32 protein-coding genes are annotated in these 16,617 nt (G+C 55.8%); 1 reads left to right on the forward strand and 31 read right to left on the reverse strand.

Going from position 1 to position 16,617, the window contains the following annotated elements; translation table 11 throughout:
• The first annotated feature begins 612 nt into the window (after positions 1-612).
• Positions 613-1,200 carry a hypothetical protein gene (locus tag FFV09_RS22955; protein ID WP_141450007.1) on the forward strand — a complete coding sequence of 196 codons (588 nt, stop codon included), beginning with the start codon at positions 613-615 and terminating at the stop codon, positions 1,198-1,200.
• 56 nt (positions 1,201-1,256) lie between these two features.
• Here the strand turns inward: FFV09_RS22955 and FFV09_RS22960 are convergent, their stop codons facing one another.
• The 31 genes from FFV09_RS22960 to FFV09_RS23105 form a co-directional block, all read right to left on the reverse strand.
• Positions 1,257-1,649 carry a hypothetical protein gene (locus tag FFV09_RS22960; protein WP_141450008.1) on the reverse strand — a complete coding sequence of 131 codons (393 nt, stop codon included), beginning with the start codon at positions 1,647-1,649 and terminating at the stop codon, positions 1,257-1,259.
• Positions 1,650-1,825: 176 nt separating this feature from the next.
• Complete coding sequence (locus FFV09_RS22965) at positions 1,826-2,248, reverse strand: hypothetical protein (protein ID WP_141450009.1); 423 nt, start codon at positions 2,246-2,248, stop codon at positions 1,826-1,828.
• A gap of 2 nt (positions 2,249-2,250) precedes the next feature.
• Positions 2,251-2,970 carry a hypothetical protein gene (locus FFV09_RS22970; protein ID WP_141450010.1) on the reverse strand — a complete coding sequence of 240 codons (720 nt, stop codon included), beginning with the start codon at positions 2,968-2,970 and terminating at the stop codon, positions 2,251-2,253.
• Entirely contained in the window at positions 2,967-3,227 is a 261-nt protein-coding gene (locus FFV09_RS22975) for an ASCH/PUA domain-containing protein (RefSeq protein WP_141450011.1), read from the reverse strand. Before FFV09_RS22975 ends, FFV09_RS22970 begins: the two co-directional genes overlap by 4 nt.
• Positions 3,224-3,442: a hypothetical protein gene (locus FFV09_RS22980; protein WP_141450012.1), complete on the reverse strand. Its 219-nt coding sequence runs from the start codon at positions 3,440-3,442 to the stop codon at positions 3,224-3,226. The genes FFV09_RS22975 and FFV09_RS22980 overlap by 4 nt, the downstream gene beginning before the upstream one ends.
• Before the next feature lie 52 nt (positions 3,443-3,494).
• The gene (locus FFV09_RS24020; RefSeq protein WP_212635455.1) at positions 3,495-4,061 is read right to left on the reverse strand and encodes a hypothetical protein; all 567 of its coding nucleotides are present in this window, start codon (positions 4,059-4,061) and stop codon (positions 3,495-3,497) included.
• A 133-nt stretch (positions 4,062-4,194) separates the two neighbouring features.
• Complete coding sequence (locus FFV09_RS22990) at positions 4,195-4,611, reverse strand: DUF3553 domain-containing protein (protein ID WP_141450013.1); 417 nt, start codon at positions 4,609-4,611, stop codon at positions 4,195-4,197.
• A 35-nt stretch (positions 4,612-4,646) separates the two neighbouring features.
• A complete protein-coding gene (locus FFV09_RS22995) occupies positions 4,647-4,994 on the reverse strand; it encodes a hypothetical protein (protein ID WP_141450016.1) in 348 nt (115 codons plus the stop codon).
• Positions 4,951-5,775 (reverse strand): hypothetical protein, encoded by an 825-nt coding sequence (locus tag FFV09_RS23000; protein ID WP_141450017.1) that lies wholly within the window; start codon positions 5,773-5,775, stop codon positions 4,951-4,953. The genes FFV09_RS22995 and FFV09_RS23000 overlap by 44 nt, the downstream gene beginning before the upstream one ends.
• A complete protein-coding gene (locus tag FFV09_RS23005; protein WP_141450019.1) occupies positions 5,772-6,101 on the reverse strand; it encodes a hypothetical protein in 330 nt (109 codons plus the stop codon). Before FFV09_RS23005 ends, FFV09_RS23000 begins: the two co-directional genes overlap by 4 nt.
• Positions 6,102-6,141: 40 nt before the next feature.
• Positions 6,142-6,504, reverse strand: a complete 363-nt coding sequence (locus tag FFV09_RS23010) for a hypothetical protein (RefSeq protein ID WP_141450021.1) — start codon at positions 6,502-6,504, stop codon at positions 6,142-6,144.
• 16 nt (positions 6,505-6,520) lie between these two features.
• Positions 6,521-7,309: an N-6 DNA methylase gene (locus FFV09_RS23015; RefSeq protein ID WP_141450022.1), complete on the reverse strand. Its 789-nt coding sequence runs from the start codon at positions 7,307-7,309 to the stop codon at positions 6,521-6,523.
• Positions 7,310-7,321: 12 nt separating this feature from the next.
• Complete coding sequence (locus tag FFV09_RS23020) at positions 7,322-7,594, reverse strand: hypothetical protein (RefSeq protein ID WP_141450025.1); 273 nt, start codon at positions 7,592-7,594, stop codon at positions 7,322-7,324.
• The gene (locus FFV09_RS23025; RefSeq protein WP_141450027.1) at positions 7,591-9,393 is read right to left on the reverse strand and encodes a DNA cytosine methyltransferase; all 1,803 of its coding nucleotides are present in this window, start codon (positions 9,391-9,393) and stop codon (positions 7,591-7,593) included. Before FFV09_RS23025 ends, FFV09_RS23020 begins: the two co-directional genes overlap by 4 nt.
• 10 nt (positions 9,394-9,403) lie before the next feature.
• Positions 9,404-9,724, reverse strand: coding sequence for an FmdB family zinc ribbon protein (locus FFV09_RS23030; protein WP_141450028.1), 321 nt, complete (start codon positions 9,722-9,724; stop codon positions 9,404-9,406).
• Positions 9,725-9,738: 14 nt separating this feature from the next.
• The gene (locus FFV09_RS23035; RefSeq protein ID WP_141450030.1) at positions 9,739-10,107 is read right to left on the reverse strand and encodes a hypothetical protein; all 369 of its coding nucleotides are present in this window, start codon (positions 10,105-10,107) and stop codon (positions 9,739-9,741) included.
• 130 nt (positions 10,108-10,237) lie between these two features.
• Positions 10,238-10,450 carry a hypothetical protein gene (locus FFV09_RS23040; RefSeq protein ID WP_141450032.1) on the reverse strand — a complete coding sequence of 71 codons (213 nt, stop codon included), beginning with the start codon at positions 10,448-10,450 and terminating at the stop codon, positions 10,238-10,240.
• Positions 10,451-10,483: 33 nt separating this feature from the next.
• On the reverse strand, positions 10,484-10,699 hold the full coding sequence (locus FFV09_RS23045; RefSeq protein WP_141450034.1) for a zinc-finger domain-containing protein: 216 nt from the start codon (positions 10,697-10,699) through the stop codon (positions 10,484-10,486).
• A complete protein-coding gene (locus tag FFV09_RS23050; protein ID WP_141450036.1) occupies positions 10,696-10,980 on the reverse strand; it encodes a hypothetical protein in 285 nt (94 codons plus the stop codon). Before FFV09_RS23050 ends, FFV09_RS23045 begins: the two co-directional genes overlap by 4 nt.
• Positions 10,981-10,994: 14 nt before the next feature.
• Entirely contained in the window at positions 10,995-11,270 is a 276-nt protein-coding gene (locus tag FFV09_RS23055) for a helix-turn-helix domain containing protein (RefSeq protein WP_141450037.1), read from the reverse strand.
• Positions 11,248-11,595 (reverse strand): hypothetical protein, encoded by a 348-nt coding sequence (locus tag FFV09_RS23060; RefSeq protein ID WP_141450039.1) that lies wholly within the window; start codon positions 11,593-11,595, stop codon positions 11,248-11,250. Before FFV09_RS23060 ends, FFV09_RS23055 begins: the two co-directional genes overlap by 23 nt.
• The gene (locus FFV09_RS23065) at positions 11,568-12,173 is read right to left on the reverse strand and encodes a hypothetical protein (RefSeq protein WP_141450041.1); all 606 of its coding nucleotides are present in this window, start codon (positions 12,171-12,173) and stop codon (positions 11,568-11,570) included. The genes FFV09_RS23060 and FFV09_RS23065 overlap by 28 nt, the downstream gene beginning before the upstream one ends.
• Positions 12,148-12,486, reverse strand: a complete 339-nt coding sequence (locus FFV09_RS23070; RefSeq protein ID WP_141450043.1) for a hypothetical protein — start codon at positions 12,484-12,486, stop codon at positions 12,148-12,150. The genes FFV09_RS23065 and FFV09_RS23070 overlap by 26 nt, the downstream gene beginning before the upstream one ends.
• A gap of 73 nt (positions 12,487-12,559) precedes the next feature.
• Positions 12,560-13,273: a hypothetical protein gene (locus FFV09_RS23075; RefSeq protein WP_246098424.1), complete on the reverse strand. Its 714-nt coding sequence runs from the start codon at positions 13,271-13,273 to the stop codon at positions 12,560-12,562.
• A gap of 32 nt (positions 13,274-13,305) precedes the next feature.
• Positions 13,306-13,710, reverse strand: coding sequence for a replication terminator protein (locus tag FFV09_RS23080; protein WP_141450045.1), 405 nt, complete (start codon positions 13,708-13,710; stop codon positions 13,306-13,308).
• A 93-nt stretch (positions 13,711-13,803) separates the two neighbouring features.
• On the reverse strand, positions 13,804-14,328 hold the full coding sequence (locus FFV09_RS23085; RefSeq protein WP_246098425.1) for a Holliday junction resolvase RecU: 525 nt from the start codon (positions 14,326-14,328) through the stop codon (positions 13,804-13,806).
• Entirely contained in the window at positions 14,306-14,455 is a 150-nt protein-coding gene (locus FFV09_RS23935; protein ID WP_170315120.1) for a hypothetical protein, read from the reverse strand. Before FFV09_RS23935 ends, FFV09_RS23085 begins: the two co-directional genes overlap by 23 nt.
• The gene (locus FFV09_RS23090; RefSeq protein WP_141450046.1) at positions 14,436-15,359 is read right to left on the reverse strand and encodes a DnaD domain protein; all 924 of its coding nucleotides are present in this window, start codon (positions 15,357-15,359) and stop codon (positions 14,436-14,438) included. Before FFV09_RS23090 ends, FFV09_RS23935 begins: the two co-directional genes overlap by 20 nt.
• A 26-nt stretch (positions 15,360-15,385) precedes the next feature.
• Complete coding sequence (locus tag FFV09_RS23095) at positions 15,386-15,730, reverse strand: hypothetical protein (protein WP_141450048.1); 345 nt, start codon at positions 15,728-15,730, stop codon at positions 15,386-15,388.
• Positions 15,727-16,179: a hypothetical protein gene (locus tag FFV09_RS23100; protein ID WP_141450049.1), complete on the reverse strand. Its 453-nt coding sequence runs from the start codon at positions 16,177-16,179 to the stop codon at positions 15,727-15,729. The genes FFV09_RS23095 and FFV09_RS23100 overlap by 4 nt, the downstream gene beginning before the upstream one ends.
• A gap of 54 nt (positions 16,180-16,233) precedes the next feature.
• Positions 16,234-16,608 carry a hypothetical protein gene (locus FFV09_RS23105; RefSeq protein ID WP_141450051.1) on the reverse strand — a complete coding sequence of 125 codons (375 nt, stop codon included), beginning with the start codon at positions 16,606-16,608 and terminating at the stop codon, positions 16,234-16,236.
• Between the last annotated feature and the right edge of the window lie 9 nt (positions 16,609-16,617).

A 16,617-nucleotide genomic window follows, 5' to 3' on the forward strand; every position in this document is an offset into this window, starting at 1 on the left:
AAGAAGAGAAGACCTTTATTTTAAAGAAAATGATGAACGCTGGAATCGAACCAGCATCATTAGCGTGATAGCCGAATCATAGCCTGTACAAAACTCCTCACAAAAGATAGCAGCGTACCTTTGGGATAAAATTTCTTGTTCAGTACTCCGCTTGTTTGCCGTCAGCAGCCCGAAGCTGGTGATGACTTGCCCGTATTTCTATCTCGATCGGGCGGATCGGTTGCGGACTCTCCGCTGGGGCAGCCCCATACTGCGCCTTACCGTACCCTCGCTTGAAGTTCACCCGTTCCCGTACTTATATTTTTAGCCGGTCGGGAGGAGCGGCTTTCAGGTGATCTTACCCCTGCTCCCCGCTTCCACACCACCGCGAACTCTGCGGGCGCTTTTGAGGCGCTCACACCCGTGCATAGGAGCCAGAAACAAAGCTCCACTCGGTATGGACGAGTCCTGCCAGGATAAGGGATAGCAGGGACACCCGGGAGCGCTGCTCCCTATGTCCCTTACTGTAATTCCGCATTTAATCCATTCTTTTCTCGATTTCTCAAAAACCAGTATAAACAAGCAAGCATTAAAAGCCGATGAAAAATTAAAATAAAGAAAGAAGGATGTATAATGGAAAATTATATTTTAGCATTACCCCTAGTGGCTGCTATCCTTTTAATTGTGTTGGAAGTAGCAAGTTGCATAGTGTTTTTAAGAAGCATCAAAAAGCCACTTACTGATACTGCAGTTTACTCTTCTCAAACAACCCCCCCCTTATTTAAGCACTATAAGGAAACTCATTCTAGATATAAAGCTTACAAAGAAATTAAGCGTGATAAACCCGAATTATTTAAAATGATTAAGTTGAGTTTGAAATCACATAATATTGATGGTGATTTAGGATCTAAAATTTTAGATATTTTAACAAAAACGGTCTTTGCAATTGCACTTGCCTCAATGGGTTTTGTAGCAACTGTAAGTGTAGCAAATTTAAATTTTCTTAATAGTAATAAAAACGAACTTAATGATTCGACCCAATCTATTCAAGACATATTTTCAAACTTCACTGCTGGACTTGACTTTTTTAACGTGACATTAAACATTGCATTTCTTGCTTTTACAGTGGCTCTTATCTATTTGTTTTCCTCCAAAATTAAGAAGAATGAATTACATAGACACTTGACGATTGTAGAAGAAATCGAAAAAGAAATTCCTTGATAGCGTTATAACTAGCATTCAAATAATCCACACTCATCTTTTCAATAAAATTATTTCTAATCCTTTTTTGAAAGAATATTATGTCCCCATAATTTGAGGCATTCTGCGACCGTTTCAACTCCTTCATTGATTCGACGGTCAATTGTACGTGCGCTCATGCTCGCGAATCGAAAGATCGTCGTTTTGTACGTCCGGGAGCGAAAGAATCGTTCCTCCAACACAAGCCGCACCTCGTCGTCAACGATCAACATGATGGCCGTATGGATGTCGTCGATCATCCGCTGGTAAACGCGCCGGACTTCCTCTTCCCGATCCGTCCGCTCGGTCCGTCGCTCCATCGCCAGGCACATCGTCTTCATCCGAGGGTATCGCTCCAGCAACGCACGTACGGCTCGCTTCTCGTCATCTGTAACCGCCGGAAAAATCTCAATTTGCTCTACTATATTCATGAACGTCTCACGTCTCCTTATGATAAAATGAGTACGTGAGACGAATCTTTACCCAATCCCCGCGGAGCCGGCCAAAGCATGCGGGGTTTTTGCTGTATAGAAATCCCGTTTTTCCGAGGTTAGGACTTCATTTATTTCTATTATGAATTTATCAGGTAATTATTTTTACATATATTTTATAGACTGCTGCCTTTTCTATCGTAGTGCCCGCTGGCGTATCGTTTTTCCTGCGGAGCGAAAATGTCGATCTGCGAGCTTTTCGTTTGGGCAGATTCGAAGTTCTTGTCCGGCCCTATCGCTGCCAGGTGCGCCGCAATCTTTTCTTGGCTCCAGAATTCGATCTTCACGCCGCGCTGGCTACTCCGCTGGACGTCGATCGGCACTTCCTTGCGGCGGGCATAGTCGATCTCGTCATCCGTCTTTTCCTCATTCCCTTTGTTCCATTTACCGTAAACGTTACCGGCCTTTTGAATCGGCGTAGTCGCGGCCTTCTCCGGCGACCAGCCGCGGCCGTTCACCCGGCTGCGGAACGTGCCTTCGCCGATCCCGTTCTTCTTCGCCAGGTCAACATATTTAGGATCGATATAGACTCTCGGCATCTCTATTCCGCTCCTTTCAGGGCTGCCCAGATCGTGTGAAGCGCGACGGAAGCGTACTTTTCCGGGATAGACCCGACCGAAGATGAATGGAATACGGCTCTTACGTTCGACTGCACTGACTCCAACGCCGCCCGCAGCCGCTCGATCTCCTTATCCCGCGTGTCCAGATCGGCGCCAAATGCGATTTGCCGTGCAGTCAGGGATTCGATGTACTTGTCCCGCTCCTGCACCTTCGCCGTCAGATCGCGGATTGTTTCGTCGCGGATCGCAATCATTTTGTCACCTTGATCCGTTGCCGACTTTATTGCTCTATGAGCTGATTCGATAATATAATCTCGCGCCTGCATTTTCTCATTCAGTTCGCCGATCACAGCATTCAGCCGCTCGACCTCTTTCCACGCGATAGAGTTATCGTCCAGAACATCCGTAGACCGCCCCTCTGTACTCTCGATCTGCGCTTCCTTGTCGGCGATTACGGCGTTCAGGCGTTCGATTTCCGCCCAATCGTTCGTTCTTCCCTCGAAAAGCTCTTGCGCTGTCGCTTTAAGCCCGGCAATATACGACCTAGATTTCAAAGCTTCGTCGATAGCGGCGGTGATCACAAAATCTTCGTCATCAGGCTGTGGCGGGATATGCAGCGAGTGTTTACCTTCGATCAACCGTTGCAAGGCATCACGCATTTGCTGATCCGTGAACCGCTGCTCTGTTCTCTCTTGGCTCATTCCCACACCGTCTCCCAGACTTCGATTCCCAGCACGACGTAGCCGGGTTGCAGATATTGCTCGTTATCAAGGACGTACGTCACTACCGCTTCGATCTCGCCGCCCGTGTATGTCTTCGGTTGCGCCTGCCACTCACGCAGGATCAGCCTGTCGCCTACCTTAAATCCGCGGTCGTTCTTGCGAACTTCAAACAACTTATCGCCGTTCGCCACCGGAGCGAAATACTCCGGCAGGATTTTCAGGTCGTGGACGCTCATACCTCTGTTTCCTCCCCTACAATGACCCGGTATTCGTGCGGCCATACCGAAGCGGACCCCGGCACATTCACAAGCACCTTTCCTTCCTGTTTGTCCCGGTGTCCAGTTACGGTAAGGATATCGCCTTCTTCGTAATCGTCGAAAGATTCATCCGGCGTCGTATTCACAATCAAGATTCGTTCTCCGACTTCCGCGTATCGTTTTTCTGTTTTCATTTTTTATCTCTCCTTATATGCTATATGCCCGGCCTTAGCCGGGCGTGTTGGTTTATCCCCAGTGACCGTGCCGCTTGAGGATCGCGATGACTTCGTCGGCGTACGGTTCGTCGGTGTTGACGACCAGGTACGTTTTGGTACTTGCTGGCGTAACCTGCTGCACAATCTGGTTCACTTCGATCGCACGCAGAATGTCTTCCTGCTGATCTTGCAGCACCTGAGGCAGAAACTCAGAAACGTCCGTTCGTTTCACGACGATGAATTTGTTTTGCATGCCCGCGGTATTCGTCGCCAGGTCTGGGCGATCGTATTCGACGATTTCTTTCTCGCCGTTGACCCATCCTTCTTGATAATCGATTGGATGGTCTTGCTGAGCGACACGCTGAGCATGCGCTTCAACGTCTTCCCAGTTCATGTTGTCCGTCGCCCAGTCCACCAGCTCAATAGCATCTGTCATCGCATATTCGAATTCCGCTTGGAACTCTTTTTCGTATTCCGGCCCTGAGGAAGAGCGCGTATCTTGGCCTGCGTAATCAGCAGCGCGGTTTTTAGCAATCAGTTCCGCCGGCACGTCCCATCTCGAATTGTCGGGCATCGTAACCCTCAAAAATTTCTTCATCGTTTGTTCGCTCCTTTGATTTAAAATATGAAGCTGATCAGAACCGTCAGCCCCTCCCATGCCAGCCGCCCGATCCCCGCTACAAGAACGACGATCAGCGCGACGGCCGGCGATACCATGACGGCGCGGCCGATCATTCGATTTTGGTCAGATTCTTTACTCGCGGGCTTGTCCATCCGGCGTGTTCGAAAAGAACGTCAGCCGTCTTCCCGCTTTTCGATACCGTTTTGACTTCGCCTTTCCCCCAGCGAGGATTCGAGTCATGTGTCACCGTATCGCCTGTTTTTAACTCCGGGCGCGACTCCTGCAGGACTTCTTGCGCGGCGAGTTCTGGACGATCTGCGTAAACTAATTGAACTTCTTCGAACCATTCTTCCGGCAGGATGTCTTTGGCAACCTGGCACCAATACCCAAGTTCCTCTGCGGCTTCTACCAAAATAGTGATTGCTTCTTCGGCCGAAACTTCTTTCCCGTCCGCGAAATACTTTCCGTCGATTGCTTCAAAATATTTTGGCTTCTTCTGGTGCAAATTCACTTTCACGTTTTCCATCCTTTATCCGCTCCTCTTAAAATATTTTCTGTCGATCACTGAGCCTTTTTGAATTCCTGCTCCCATGCCGCCTGATAGAAAGCGAGTCCCTTATGGGATTTGAGCCAGCGATCCGAAACCATGAAGCATACGTTCCAGCCTGGCGACGTTTCGAACTGATGGGCCAGCCAGTAGCCTTTGGGCCGGTCTTGCCGCTCGTCCGTGAGCCGATTCATCGCGATCACCCCATCACTGATCCGCCCCGGCTTCCCGTGGGCTTGATAGCCGAAGAAGTAGACTTCGATTTCGCCAGTCACGGTATCGTCTGCGTACTGCCAAACGCCGACTTCCACTGCGCCGTCATGCTTCTTCCCGATCTTGTCCAGCTGCTTTTTTGTGAACATGTTCATCGCTCCCCCATCTGATTTTGAAATACAGTTTGTTTTTGATCTTGCAGGATTCGCACCAGCCGGTTTCCCAAGCGAGCAGCGCCTGTTTGATACTGGCCGAATTGTCTGCAGCCTGGAAATGAGTCTCGACGTTCGCCTCGATTTCTCTCGCCGTCGTCCAGTCCGCCCGCTGCTCCAGATACTCGCGGATCCGGATCATCGTCACGCGATACGCCGATATGTGGCCGCCCGCCTTGCCGCCGGCGTCCGGCCCGGCCAGATGGTACGGCGTCAGCACGTCCAGGATGCGGCGGGCCTGCGGCGCTTCCGACTTCGCGGCCGCTTCCAGACAAACGCGAACGCGGCGCTCCTCGTAAAACTGATGGGCTTTCGCTGTGTCTTCGCGCATTCTCTCCGCGCGCAGTCCATCGAGCCAGCCAAATCTTTCTTCCAGATCACCTATATCGTTTGGATTTTGCCGTACGTCCACCTGCAGTACACCGATGCCCGCCGGGCGGAGCGCCCGCTGCGCGATCATCGGCACCTGCCAGCGGTCCCGCCACGGCACCGCGATATACGTTTGGTGCGCGTATTCGCCGCTGGCCCAGTGATCGGCCTGCTCCATCACGGCTAGGCCGAAGCTGGTCTTCATCTCGACGATCAGCAGCCTTTCGTCTTTTACGGCCACGATGTCCGCCCGCGGCCGGCCCGCGGAGATTTCGATCTCCGGGTACACCGTATATCCCAACCGCTCCAGGTAGAGCTTGAGCGGCTGGTACAGATCCGACTCTTTCATGGCTCGGCCGGCTCTACTTTGATCAGGTTGGCGACGTCATACATCCCGCCGTGTTTCCGGTCCCAAGGATTTTTGCTTTCCGGCCAGTAGACTTGCGCGCGGCGGCCGCTCTTCGAAAGGCGCTCTACTTTGCCTTCGCCGAGTCCCTTCCGCGTCCGATGCGTTACCTTGTCGTCTTTCGCTAGGTTTGGATTCAGCTCCGCTATCGCTGCGATCAGCACCGCATTCACTTCGCTTTTCGTGACGTGCCAAGTGGCGTTCACTCGCTGCGCGACGCGCTCAATGTACTGTGGGTCAATCTGCTTACCTTTCATTGGGAACTTCATCGCTTCATTCCTCCGTTCAAAATAGTGTCAGCGGCTCTGCTTACTTGACCGCCTGTTTGTCCATGTGCCGCCCGTAGCATCCGCCGCGGCAGTAAACGCCTTCGTTTTCGATCACCGGGTCGTCCTCCGCTGTAAGTCGCTTGCAGCAGCGCCGGCCGTCCTCGTTGATCCCCGAGCATTCAAACCACCAGCCGCCCTGCAGGAGCACTGATTTCGGCACTCCGCTTCCCTCAATGGCGAATTGATCGTATTTCGGCTGGCGTACAGCGCGGATATCCGTCCATGACCGTCCGTCTTCGTTGTATGCCTCGCTATGATAGATTGCATCAGAGCGTTTTTCGCCGAATACGATCTCGCCTTTGTCGCCGTAAACCGTATCTACGTAATAAGCTTTATCGTTCACGATTCATTCCCCCCGTTCAGAATAGTGTCAGCTGCTCGATCTCTCCGCCCTTCCGCTCCCGCGGCGCCGGCATCGAGGCGATCGCCGCGTCCAACACGGCGAAAGTCCGGCGGAAATGCCAAGTCGAGGTGAAGTAAAATGGCGTGTACCAAACGTTCGGACCGGTAAGCGCCGCGGCGGTTACCGGTTCCCGTAGGGAATCGCCGATCAGCACGTATCCCGGGCAGCCGAGGAATGATAGCTGAATGTAGCACATGAGCCCGGCCGTCTGGTCAATGTCCTGCCCAGCGAAGAGGACGTGCTGTTGAAAGTTGATTCCGCGGGAGCGGGATTCGTTGGCGAAGGCGATCAGCGTCGCACCTGCGCCGCATGCCGGGTCGTTCACGCTGACGAACCCTTTCTCCGCGATCCGCGCCGGCATGTCTACGACCTGCATCTGCGCCATCACCCGGCAGACCGAGTAAGGCGTAAAGAACTGCCCTTTCCAGTGACTACCGAGTTCAAGCCGCATAAACAGGTCCCCGAGGAAGTCCTGCTCTGGATTCTCCTCGAGCGCCAGGGCGATCGAACCGATCAGCCGCGGGAAGACAGCCTGCTCGCCCGGATCATATTTGCCGATCAGGCTCAGGTAGCGATCTTCGCGCACGGCGCGCCGGCGGGCGTCCGTCCGATTCGCGATGGCGACGGCCGTCATCTCGATGAAGTCGCTCCACACTTGCCAGGCGGAGTGCCGGTATGTGAGCGGCTGGAACAGGTCGATAAAGCGTTTCTGTGCCGGCGCAAGGCCGGTGATCTTATTTGCCATCTCGGGTCCTCCTTAGAATGAAAATACGACTTGTCCATCAGCCGGCGGGCTGCCGGCTACCTGAACGTCTTCTGCGGCATCCGTCGGCGGCGCTGGCTCAGCCAGCCGAACCCAGCCGTCGTCTACCCAGCAGGCCGGAACCTCGCGGTCGTAAGGCGGCCGCAGCGGCTCGCCGGGGCGGAAGAGATCGGCCACCTGGCGGGCTGCCGGCGTACCCATCCGCTCCGCCAGCTCCAGCGTGGCGTGGTAGCCTTTTTCGGTCGTGACCCAGTAGGCGCCGCTCATAGGCTCCATGCCACCTGACCAGCCGCCGGCTTATACCGCTCAAGCGCCAGCGCATTGCCGGCTCCGACGCACATTTCTGGCAGATTCGCCTGGACCAGAGCTTTTGCGAACGGCGGCGGCACGGCGTTGCCGCAGCGGGCGACCTGCGCGCTCTTGGAATACTTTTTGCCGTCTGCGTCAACGTCGATCGTGTACGTCTCCGGAAAGCCCTGCGCGGCGAACAGCTCGTGCGGTTCCAGCATCCGCATGCCGATGTCGACGATCTGATAGTCGATGCCTTCGATCGTGACCAAGCCGAAGCGGTCCTTCGTCGTCACCGTATGCAGCGGCTCGTCGACCGTCTGACCGTTGTCCGCGCTGCCGTAGTATTTCAGCAGGAACGCCCGCACTTCGCCGACATGCGTTCCGCCGGCCGTGATCGTCGGCATCGGCTCCGTAACCGGCTGCCCGTCTGCGCACGTGCCGCGCAGCTTGACCAGATGACTCGTCACGACCGCGCTCTTTCCGCCACCACCGGCCGTCACGGTGCCGAGCGGCGTGTCCGCGGGGCTGCCAACCGATTCTCCGAAATGCCGGGCGACGTGCGCCGTAACCAGTCCGTACCGGTTCGATGCGTCAAGTGTCAGGATCGGCCGGTCGAGCGTCTGCCCGCGGGGCGCATTGTCCTTCGTCTCCGTGTGGTACTGGGTCAGAAAGGCCGACACGATACCTATTGCGTGCGCTGCACCCGCAGGCCGGGCCGCCCCCGCCCCGCTCGTTACCGTATGAAGCGGCTCGTCGACCGCGTGCCCCACGGCGCCGCCGCGGAACTTCGTCACATGCGGTACAATCAGAAGATGCTTCGCCTTGGTCGTGATCGTCGTCAGCGGGTCGTCCAGCTCGTACTGCAGCCGGTCCCCGCCGAATCCGGTCTGGCCGATCCGGGCGATGTACGGCGTCACGATTCCCCAGCCGTTCTTTGCGGTGATCGTTTGGAACGGCTGATCAATCTCCTGCCCTCGAAACTGGTCATATTTGTGGTTGACCTTGATCACGAATGGCCGCGGATTGTTCACGACGAAGCGGTCGATGCCGCGCGCGATCCGGCGCAGCGTATTCTCGGCTAATTCCTTCTTCCGGCCGAAGATCGACTTGCAAGGGATCGACCAGTCTATGATCTCTGCTGCCGTCCGCCACGGCTTCCGCTCGCCGCGCAGAACTTCCGGGCTGTTCGGCGCGGAGTGCGTCGGCTCCGGCCAGACGATCGGGCGGCCGTCCCGCCGGGCGACCAGAAAGAGTCGCTTGCGGATCGTAGGTGCGCCGTAGTCACATGCCCGCAGCTCGCGCGTCTCGACCTCGTACCCTTGCCGGCGCAGCGCGTTGATGAACGAGTTGAATGTCCGGCCTTTCTGTTTCGGATCAGGGTAGCCGTTTTCAAGTAGCGGCCCCCACGTTTTGAACTCCTCGACGTTCTCCAGCATGATCACGCGCGGCTTTACCGTTGCCGCCCAGCGGACGGCCACCCATGCCAGCCCACGGATCGCCTTTTCTACCGGCTTGCCGCCTTTGGCTTTTGAGAAGTGCTTGCAGTCCGGCGATAGCCAGACGAGCCCGACCGGTCGACCGCCGGCCGCGTCCCGCGGGTCGACGTCCCAGACCGATTCGCAATAATGATCGGTTTCGGGATGGTTCGCCCGGTGCATGGCGATCGCTGCCGGGTCGTGGTTGATGGCTACGTCTACGCTGCGTCCGGTTGCCAGCTCGATCCCGGTGCTGGCCCCGCCGCCGCCGGCGAAGTTGTCTACGATGATTTCCTGCATGATCGTCCCCCTATTCTTCGATCTTCTGGAGGAAGCGAGTCTTAAACGATCCGCTGTACCCTTCCAAAAAAACGATGCCTTCCTGGTATTTGCCCGCGCCGTGGTAAAATTCGTCCGTTCGGCAGTACCAGGTCTTGCCGGAATGCTCTTCCGCCTCTCCGCATCCGATCATGATAACGGCATCGCCGCGGCGCAGTTGATCCGGCAGTTGTTCATGATCGGTGCCGCCGCATTCCACACAACCCGGTTCTTCCAGTTCGTCGCCCGGTACTTCGCACACTTGAAATCTACGACCGCAGTTTTCGCATTTGTATTTGATCCAAACTTCCATGCTGATCAGTCCTTTCAAAATAAGGTCAGCTCGTCCGGTTCTTTGGCTGGCTGCCGCTGAGCGTATATTTGCTTCCAGGTCCACCCGCTTACTAGGAGCCGTCTCTCATTCAGCTCACGTTCAAGCTTTTTGACATCGGAGGCGCACCAGCGTTCTCGTTCTTTGAAGTATTCCAAATCCTTCTCCGTATACTGGATTTTTTTGCCCTTTAACAACTGCTTCTCGACTTCCGCGATCTGCCTCCGTGAGTTGGCAAGATCCTCCATCGAACTTGCTAAGACTTCCTCGTACCCGGAAATTTGAAATTCCGCTTGTTCCGGGGTGAGCATGTCTTCCCGCCAGATTTTCGGTTCGATCGTTTCCGACTCGTTTGCAGGCTCCACTCGCGTTCCCCCCTCGGCAGCAGGGACTCGGCGGTCACAAAGACCTCGCCGATCGTCCGGCCGCTATTGTCATGGATGATGTCGTAAGGCACGTCGCTAAAATATGGGTCGTCTCGATCGTATTGCGCTGTCACACTCTTGCACGGGCCAGCTTTTCCGTCGAAAATCCACCGCTGTATCCTTCAAGCAAAACGACCTCGGTCCCGCACAAGTCCCACGGTTCCGAACGCACCGTCCAGATGCGTCCGTCGTGCTTCGGTGCCTCGTAGCAGTTGTGCATGACGACGGTGTCGCCCGGCTGCAGTCCGGATCGATGTGGAGCCGGTTGTTTCTTTTTTGCCATTGCAGATCCCTCCAGAATAGTTTTTGGAATAATTTATTCGGATTTTGCCAACGCCTGCGCCCGGATCTGGTTCAACTGCTGCCCAAGCGCTTGGAGAACCTTACCGACCGGACACTCCTGATTGCAGTAGCCGTCGATCGTCGCGAACTTGGACTGGTACATGCGCTGCATTTCCCGCCGCTTTTCGCAGACCGCGCACTCGCGGTCCAGAATGTCGCTGATTTCGAAGACGACTTCGAGCCGGCTCATTCCCGATCAGCTACTTGCAGCAGCGCCGGCCGCGGGCAGTAGTAATCAACTTTCACCGATCGCCCGCCGCGCGGAACGGCAATAAGGTATCGAACGTACGACGTCGTGCTGATCAGCTTGTCGAATTTGATCTGCGCGGAGCTATACGGCTTGGTCAGGTAATCGATCGGGGATTCACCGACGGGCACAACCGCATGCACCGTGCCGACCTTCTCTTTCGTGCTTCCTTGGCTCTGGCTGGTCCAGCGGACGGCCGCACCTGCTTCGAATTTTGGAGTCATATCTATCCTTCCTTTCAGGCTCCCAGCGCGCCGAGTATTCCGCCGGGCCGGGGGTTGATATTTCCGAGCTTTGCTTGATCCATCACCAGCAATACGACCTCGTCCGGATCGCGGTCGAAATGTTCCGCGATCTGCCGGATCGTCAAGCCGGATCGCCACATCTCCAGGAACCGCTGCACCTGCTTGTCGGTCCAGGCGAAGTCGTAGTCCTCGCAGGCAATATGGATCTCGCTAATGTCCGCCGCGCTCCAGAGCGGGCGCGGCCAGTCAGCGCTGCGCTTTGGGCTCATGGCTACCGCCTCCCAGCCGCATCAGCTCCGCCGCGAGCGCGCTCCGTCTACCGGCGGCGTCGGCCCAGCGATTATTTTGCCGGCGGCGCCAGATGGCATCCGTCCAGCGCGGCGGCCGCGCCCATGCCTCGGCGATCTTCGCCAGCCGGCGGTCAGCCGCGCAGAGCTTCCGGCCCAGCCGGTTGATCTGCCGTTCTCGCTTTTGCTCCATACGCCGCTCTTTGGCCGCCCGGTCGGCGAGCCGGCTCGCGCTCAACGCTGCGCTCTTGGCGCGCTTGGTGAGGCGTGCGGCTTCGGTCATTTCGTTTCCGTAGGTCTTGGACATGATTCTGCCTCCTTGATCAGTTCTTGTTCTGCAAGCGCCAGATCCGCTCGCAATTCATCGCGCAAGATCCTCCTCCGGTTGATCCGCTCTGCCATATCGTTACGCTGATTTAGGTAGGCCCAATGTTTGGGGAGCTCGTCGGAATCACGAAGAATCTGATTCAATTCGCGCTGAGCGAAGCTCAAGTCCTCTCGCAATCTGCGCACGCGTCGCTCGCTCTCCGTCTCCCCGATCGTCCGCCCGGCGGCGATCAGCACCCGGACATACATCGTCGTTTCTGATCGGCTCAAGCAGGTCGGGTCCAGCTCGTCCGGGTGTCGGCCGTAGACCGGCTTGAAGCAGCGCTCTAATTTGTTGTATCCGTAATGCACGTAAGCGATCGGCTCTTCGCCCTCAGCCAGCGGGCGGGTGCTCCGCTGAAGAGCCACGTGATTTCGGCCGAGAAAGACCACGTCTTTCGGTCTCTCTCCAATCCACTCCGCACCGGAGAAGAAATCGGCGTAAAAATATTCGGTCTGCGGCAGCGCGATCGGCTTGCCGGAGGCGACGGCCTCAGCTCGCGTGAGATTCGTGTTCATGGCTGATGATCCTTTCCAGCTGGCGCAGGTATTCGGCGTCCAGCGCTTCGTAGTCGAGCATGCCCGGGTACCGGGCGTAGAAGGGAATGTAGCGGTAGAGATCGTTCGGTTTCGAGGTGTATCCGTAGGCTGCCGGCAGTTCGCCCGGTTCGACCGGGCAACCGTATTCCGCGCAGCGCGACTTCGGCAGCAGCAGGCAGTTCTCCGGCCGCTTCCCCTTCCACTCGCCGTGGCTGTGATCGCCGGGGACCAGGACGGGCTTACGGGTTGCCAAGACTTCCTCGCGGTCGAGCCAGCCTTTTGCATTGGGCATGCAGATCGCTCCTTCGGTGAGTGGAATGGGGAGCGGCCGGAGCCGCTCGGTTTGCATGAGGTGAGATGGGGATTTACGCGATGATGAACACTTGCTTGGCTTCGATTTGCTGGGACAGTTCTGTTTCCAGGTATTCTTTGATCGAGGCGATCGCTTGCAACTTCCAAGCGCCGCCGTCGGCTTCGAAGAGGGCAGCCTGCGGGCCTTTACGCATCCGGAAGACGAATTGGCACTCCGGTTGCGAAATCTCGATGAAGGTACGGAACGGCTTGAGTCTGACCGGGTTCGGAACCTTAACCTGCTCGACGACTCGTACACCGGCCGATGCCGTCACCTGCTGGCTTACACCGTCGTCGCCGAAATTCAAAACTTCTTCTTCCCGGACATTGCCGACAACTTGGAGGACTTTCGAGCGATCTTCGTTTTCGACGAAGCAGGATTGGAGCAGGATATTAAAGTTCTCGACCCCTTGGAAAGACTCGAATGGGATGTTCGGCAGAAGCGCCTCGGCGCGGATCAGCACGTCCCGCTGTTTGTCGGCGTTGAACGTACTGAGCACGCTCACTTTCGATGGGCTTTCGATTTGGATCAAGACCGGAGGCTGCTCGTCGAAGTTATCGATCAGGTAGGTGACCAAGCCGGACAGCTTATGGATGGTGAGCGGCCGCGGCTGCGCAACGGGAACGAGACTGAGTGGATTCGTCGACCACGTTTGTCCGTTGACTTCGAGGATTTCGTTCGGCTGCAGTTCGACCAGATATTTCAATGCTTCTTTTTCGATTGGCATGAGATTTCACTCCGTTTTCTTTTTGGTTTGGATTAGCTGAACTTGACTACGTTGCCTTTTTTCTCTGCTTCGCCGGCTTCCGGCTGGATCTCTTCTCCAACGTCGGAGCGGTGTCGGCCGTCGTTGTCCATGTACGTCTGACCGGGCTCTCCGCTCAGCAGCTCTTTGCCGACCACCTTGCCTGCGCCGTCCGTACCGATCATGATCGTGGCCGGGATTGCATTTGCTGGCGCCAGCGTCGTCTTTGCGTCGATCGTTACCGCGGCCAGCTCCCGCTTCTCATTCGGGTCGATCGTGATCGTAAGCTGAATTTTCCGTTTCTTCTTCCATGGGGTGTTCGGGTCAGCCACATTTTCCAGTACGCGTTGCATTTCGAGTTCCAGGCGCTCCGATACCGCGCCGTCCGCCATTCTGGACGGATCGAGCTTTCTTGCCATTTTCATTCCTTCTTTCTGGATATTTTATTCGAAATAAGATCTTATGTTCCCTTTTTTGGTTGAGGTGGGCCGCGGCCGCTGACCATCCCCGGCCTACCCTTCGAACCAGATTTTTTTCACGTGAGGCAGATAATCGACTGGTGCCCGGCCGGCGGTGCCGAACTTGTGTGCTCGCCGCTCCAGATCTACGAGCGGGATACTCTTCCGCCCGCCCGCATCCGCGGCGTCCCAATATTCTTTCAGCAGCTCGTATGGAATCAGATAGATCGATTGCCGCTTGATGAAAAATACAAGGACGAAGCAGATTGCATCTTGTGCATCGCAGCGGCTCAGATAGTCGTATTGGTGCCGGGCAATCATGTTGAGATCGAAGCGCGTTTCCTCGATCGTTGACTTGGCCTCAAAGGTGATCATGCGCCCCTGTACGACGCCGTCGTAATCGACCGTCGAGCGTCCGTCGAAAGCTGCCTTCAAAATCAGGTTGCCCCGGGTTTGGAGAATTTTGATCGGCGTCGGCCGTTTATTGACGACCGCCTCCCCCCGGTTGTTGTACATCTGGTTGGTCACGTTCAGCATGGTTTCGAAGATCATGCCGTCATTCATTTTTGCTCTTGGCATCTTTCGTCCCTTCTGGCGGCCGCTGCCGCCGGTAGATTTCTGTTTGCGCTGCGATCCGGATGTCGTAGTCCAGCGCGGTGTCCGCGGCGATCTGCGCCAGCTCCGCGCTACTCTTCGTCTCCAGCACGTGGCCCCGCCCCTTTCGACTCCTTCATCTCTTCCGCCAGCCGGACGTACTCTGCAAACTCCTCGTCGCTGACGCCGCTCTGCTCCGGATCATTTTGAACGATAGGCAGGTCCGGCTTACTCGGCCGCCATCCGCTGCTTTTCGGCGGCTGCCGGGCCGGCGAGTATCCGGCACTTTTCTTTGTGGCGGCCTGCTCTCGGGATTCGATGCCTTCCTGAAGCCAGCGGTCCGCGATCGCCCTGACAAACTTCAAGGTCGGTTTGCCGCTCGAACTTTCTCCGGCTTCGAGAAGAAGCTCAATCACGAAACGATCTGTGCGCCCTTTTCGCTTCAGTTCCTTGACGAATCCAGTGAACAGCGGCGTCATAGCGAACGTTCCAAAAACCTGAGTGTAAACGTCCGACACCGTTTCTTCTTCCAGTCCATCCGGTTTAACCGGCTCTGATGTAGAAGAAGAATTAGTAGAATCAATACTAGGTAAAAGATCAATACTTAGTAGTCGCCGATCCTGTACATGTACAGGATCTACATGTAGCTTTTGTACATGTACAGAACCGGAAAGTAGAGGATTCTCTATTTGCCTATTTTCGGAATGTAGAGGATTGAGCGACGGATGTTCAAAGACTTGCGTTTCCCAGTAAGCAATGCGCTGCCCTTCCCGGATTGGAACACGATTGACGTATCCGTTCTCGATCAGTTCCTTCCATCCGCTGCGCAGTCCTTTCTCTCCGTCAGTGCTGTGCTTGGCCAGCTCTTCGATATGAAACTTCCAATCGTCTGGAAGGGTGAGCACATAAGCCAGCAATCCCTTTGCTTTCAGAGAAAGCTTGTTGTTGTGCAGAAACCTACGGTCCATGACCACATAATTTTCTTGTTTCGTAATCCTGTAAATCTCATCCGCCATACGTATTCATCCTTCCCTGCGAGCGCTTATCCGCCGCGCTCGCGTTGCAATTCTGCGTTGACGATCGTCGCGATCAGCCGGCGTGCTCGGATGCCAGTTTCTGTGCCGTCCAGCTCCCGATGGCATTCTGTACATACGTGAGCCAAGTCGACAGCCGTTGTCTTGTGCTCCAAATGACCTCGTCCTGTCAAATGGGCCCGCTCTGCTGCCGGGCGGCGGCCACACCACTCGCAGACGCCGTGGGAGCGGTGCTTCAGCTCGCGATCAACCGGCTTACTGATCTCGCCCATTTGGCGCTGAGTCGGCTTAACACGGACCGGCTTGTGTTTGGCCGCCGAAGGCTTCGGACAAGGGCGAAACGGCATATTCATGCGCCCTCAGCTCCCGCCCGGTGAATGTCCATATCTTGCCGCGCTTGCAGGCGGAGTCGATAGATATGTTCTTGCAGAGACTTATATTCTTTCTTCCAAAGCTCCGCTCGGCTTTCTGCACGCGCTTCAGCTTCGCGAAGATCAGTTACGGCCAGTTGTGCAGCTGCTTCTTTGTCGCCACGAGACGCATTCTGCCGAGCCTCGTTGAAAATGCGGACCCGCTCGTTATATGCGCGCTTTGCTTCCAATTCCAGATAGGATGCCACCCGGCCGGTGAGCACGAGTTGCTGCGTAAGCCAGTGGATTTTATTCATCAACCCGTCTGCCGTGCTTTCCGCGCAGCGCCGCGACTCTCTTTGAAACTTGTCGATATTCTCCAGGTATCCCGGGATCTCTTCCTCGCGGATCAGCCGGTCCAGCCGATTAAATACGTCTTCCGAAAGAGCCATATTGCACCCCAATTCAAATTGTGTTAATCTGTCCGTACAAAGTTTATATGTGTGTTAGATCAGGGCCGCGGTGCGAACGCGGCCTTTTTCTATGCCGTCAAAGTGCGCCTGCATGCAGTTACGGCTGCAAAACGCTTTTCCATCGTGTTTGAAGCGGATACCTTCTCCGGCGATCTGCCGGATGCATTTCGGCCCTGAGCACTGTTCGCCGCGTTCCAGATGCGCCCGTGCCGCCGCTGCCGCCCGTGCATTCCGAAGGTACCGCTTATACTGCCGATGTGCTTCGCGCGCTCTCTGTGGCTTCCCTTGCATTGCCAGCACCTCTTCGCGCTGCAAATGATAAGCAGCCAGCCTCCGCAGTAATCCTTCCGTCTTCGGTCCTCCCAGCGCTACGTCCGTTCCTTTGATCTGCGTTCCGATTCGTTCCATATGCGTTCC

Origin of the sequence: Saccharibacillus brassicae (assembly GCF_006542275.1) — a bacterium.
Lineage (GTDB): Bacteria > Bacillota > Bacilli > Paenibacillales > Paenibacillaceae > Saccharibacillus > Saccharibacillus brassicae.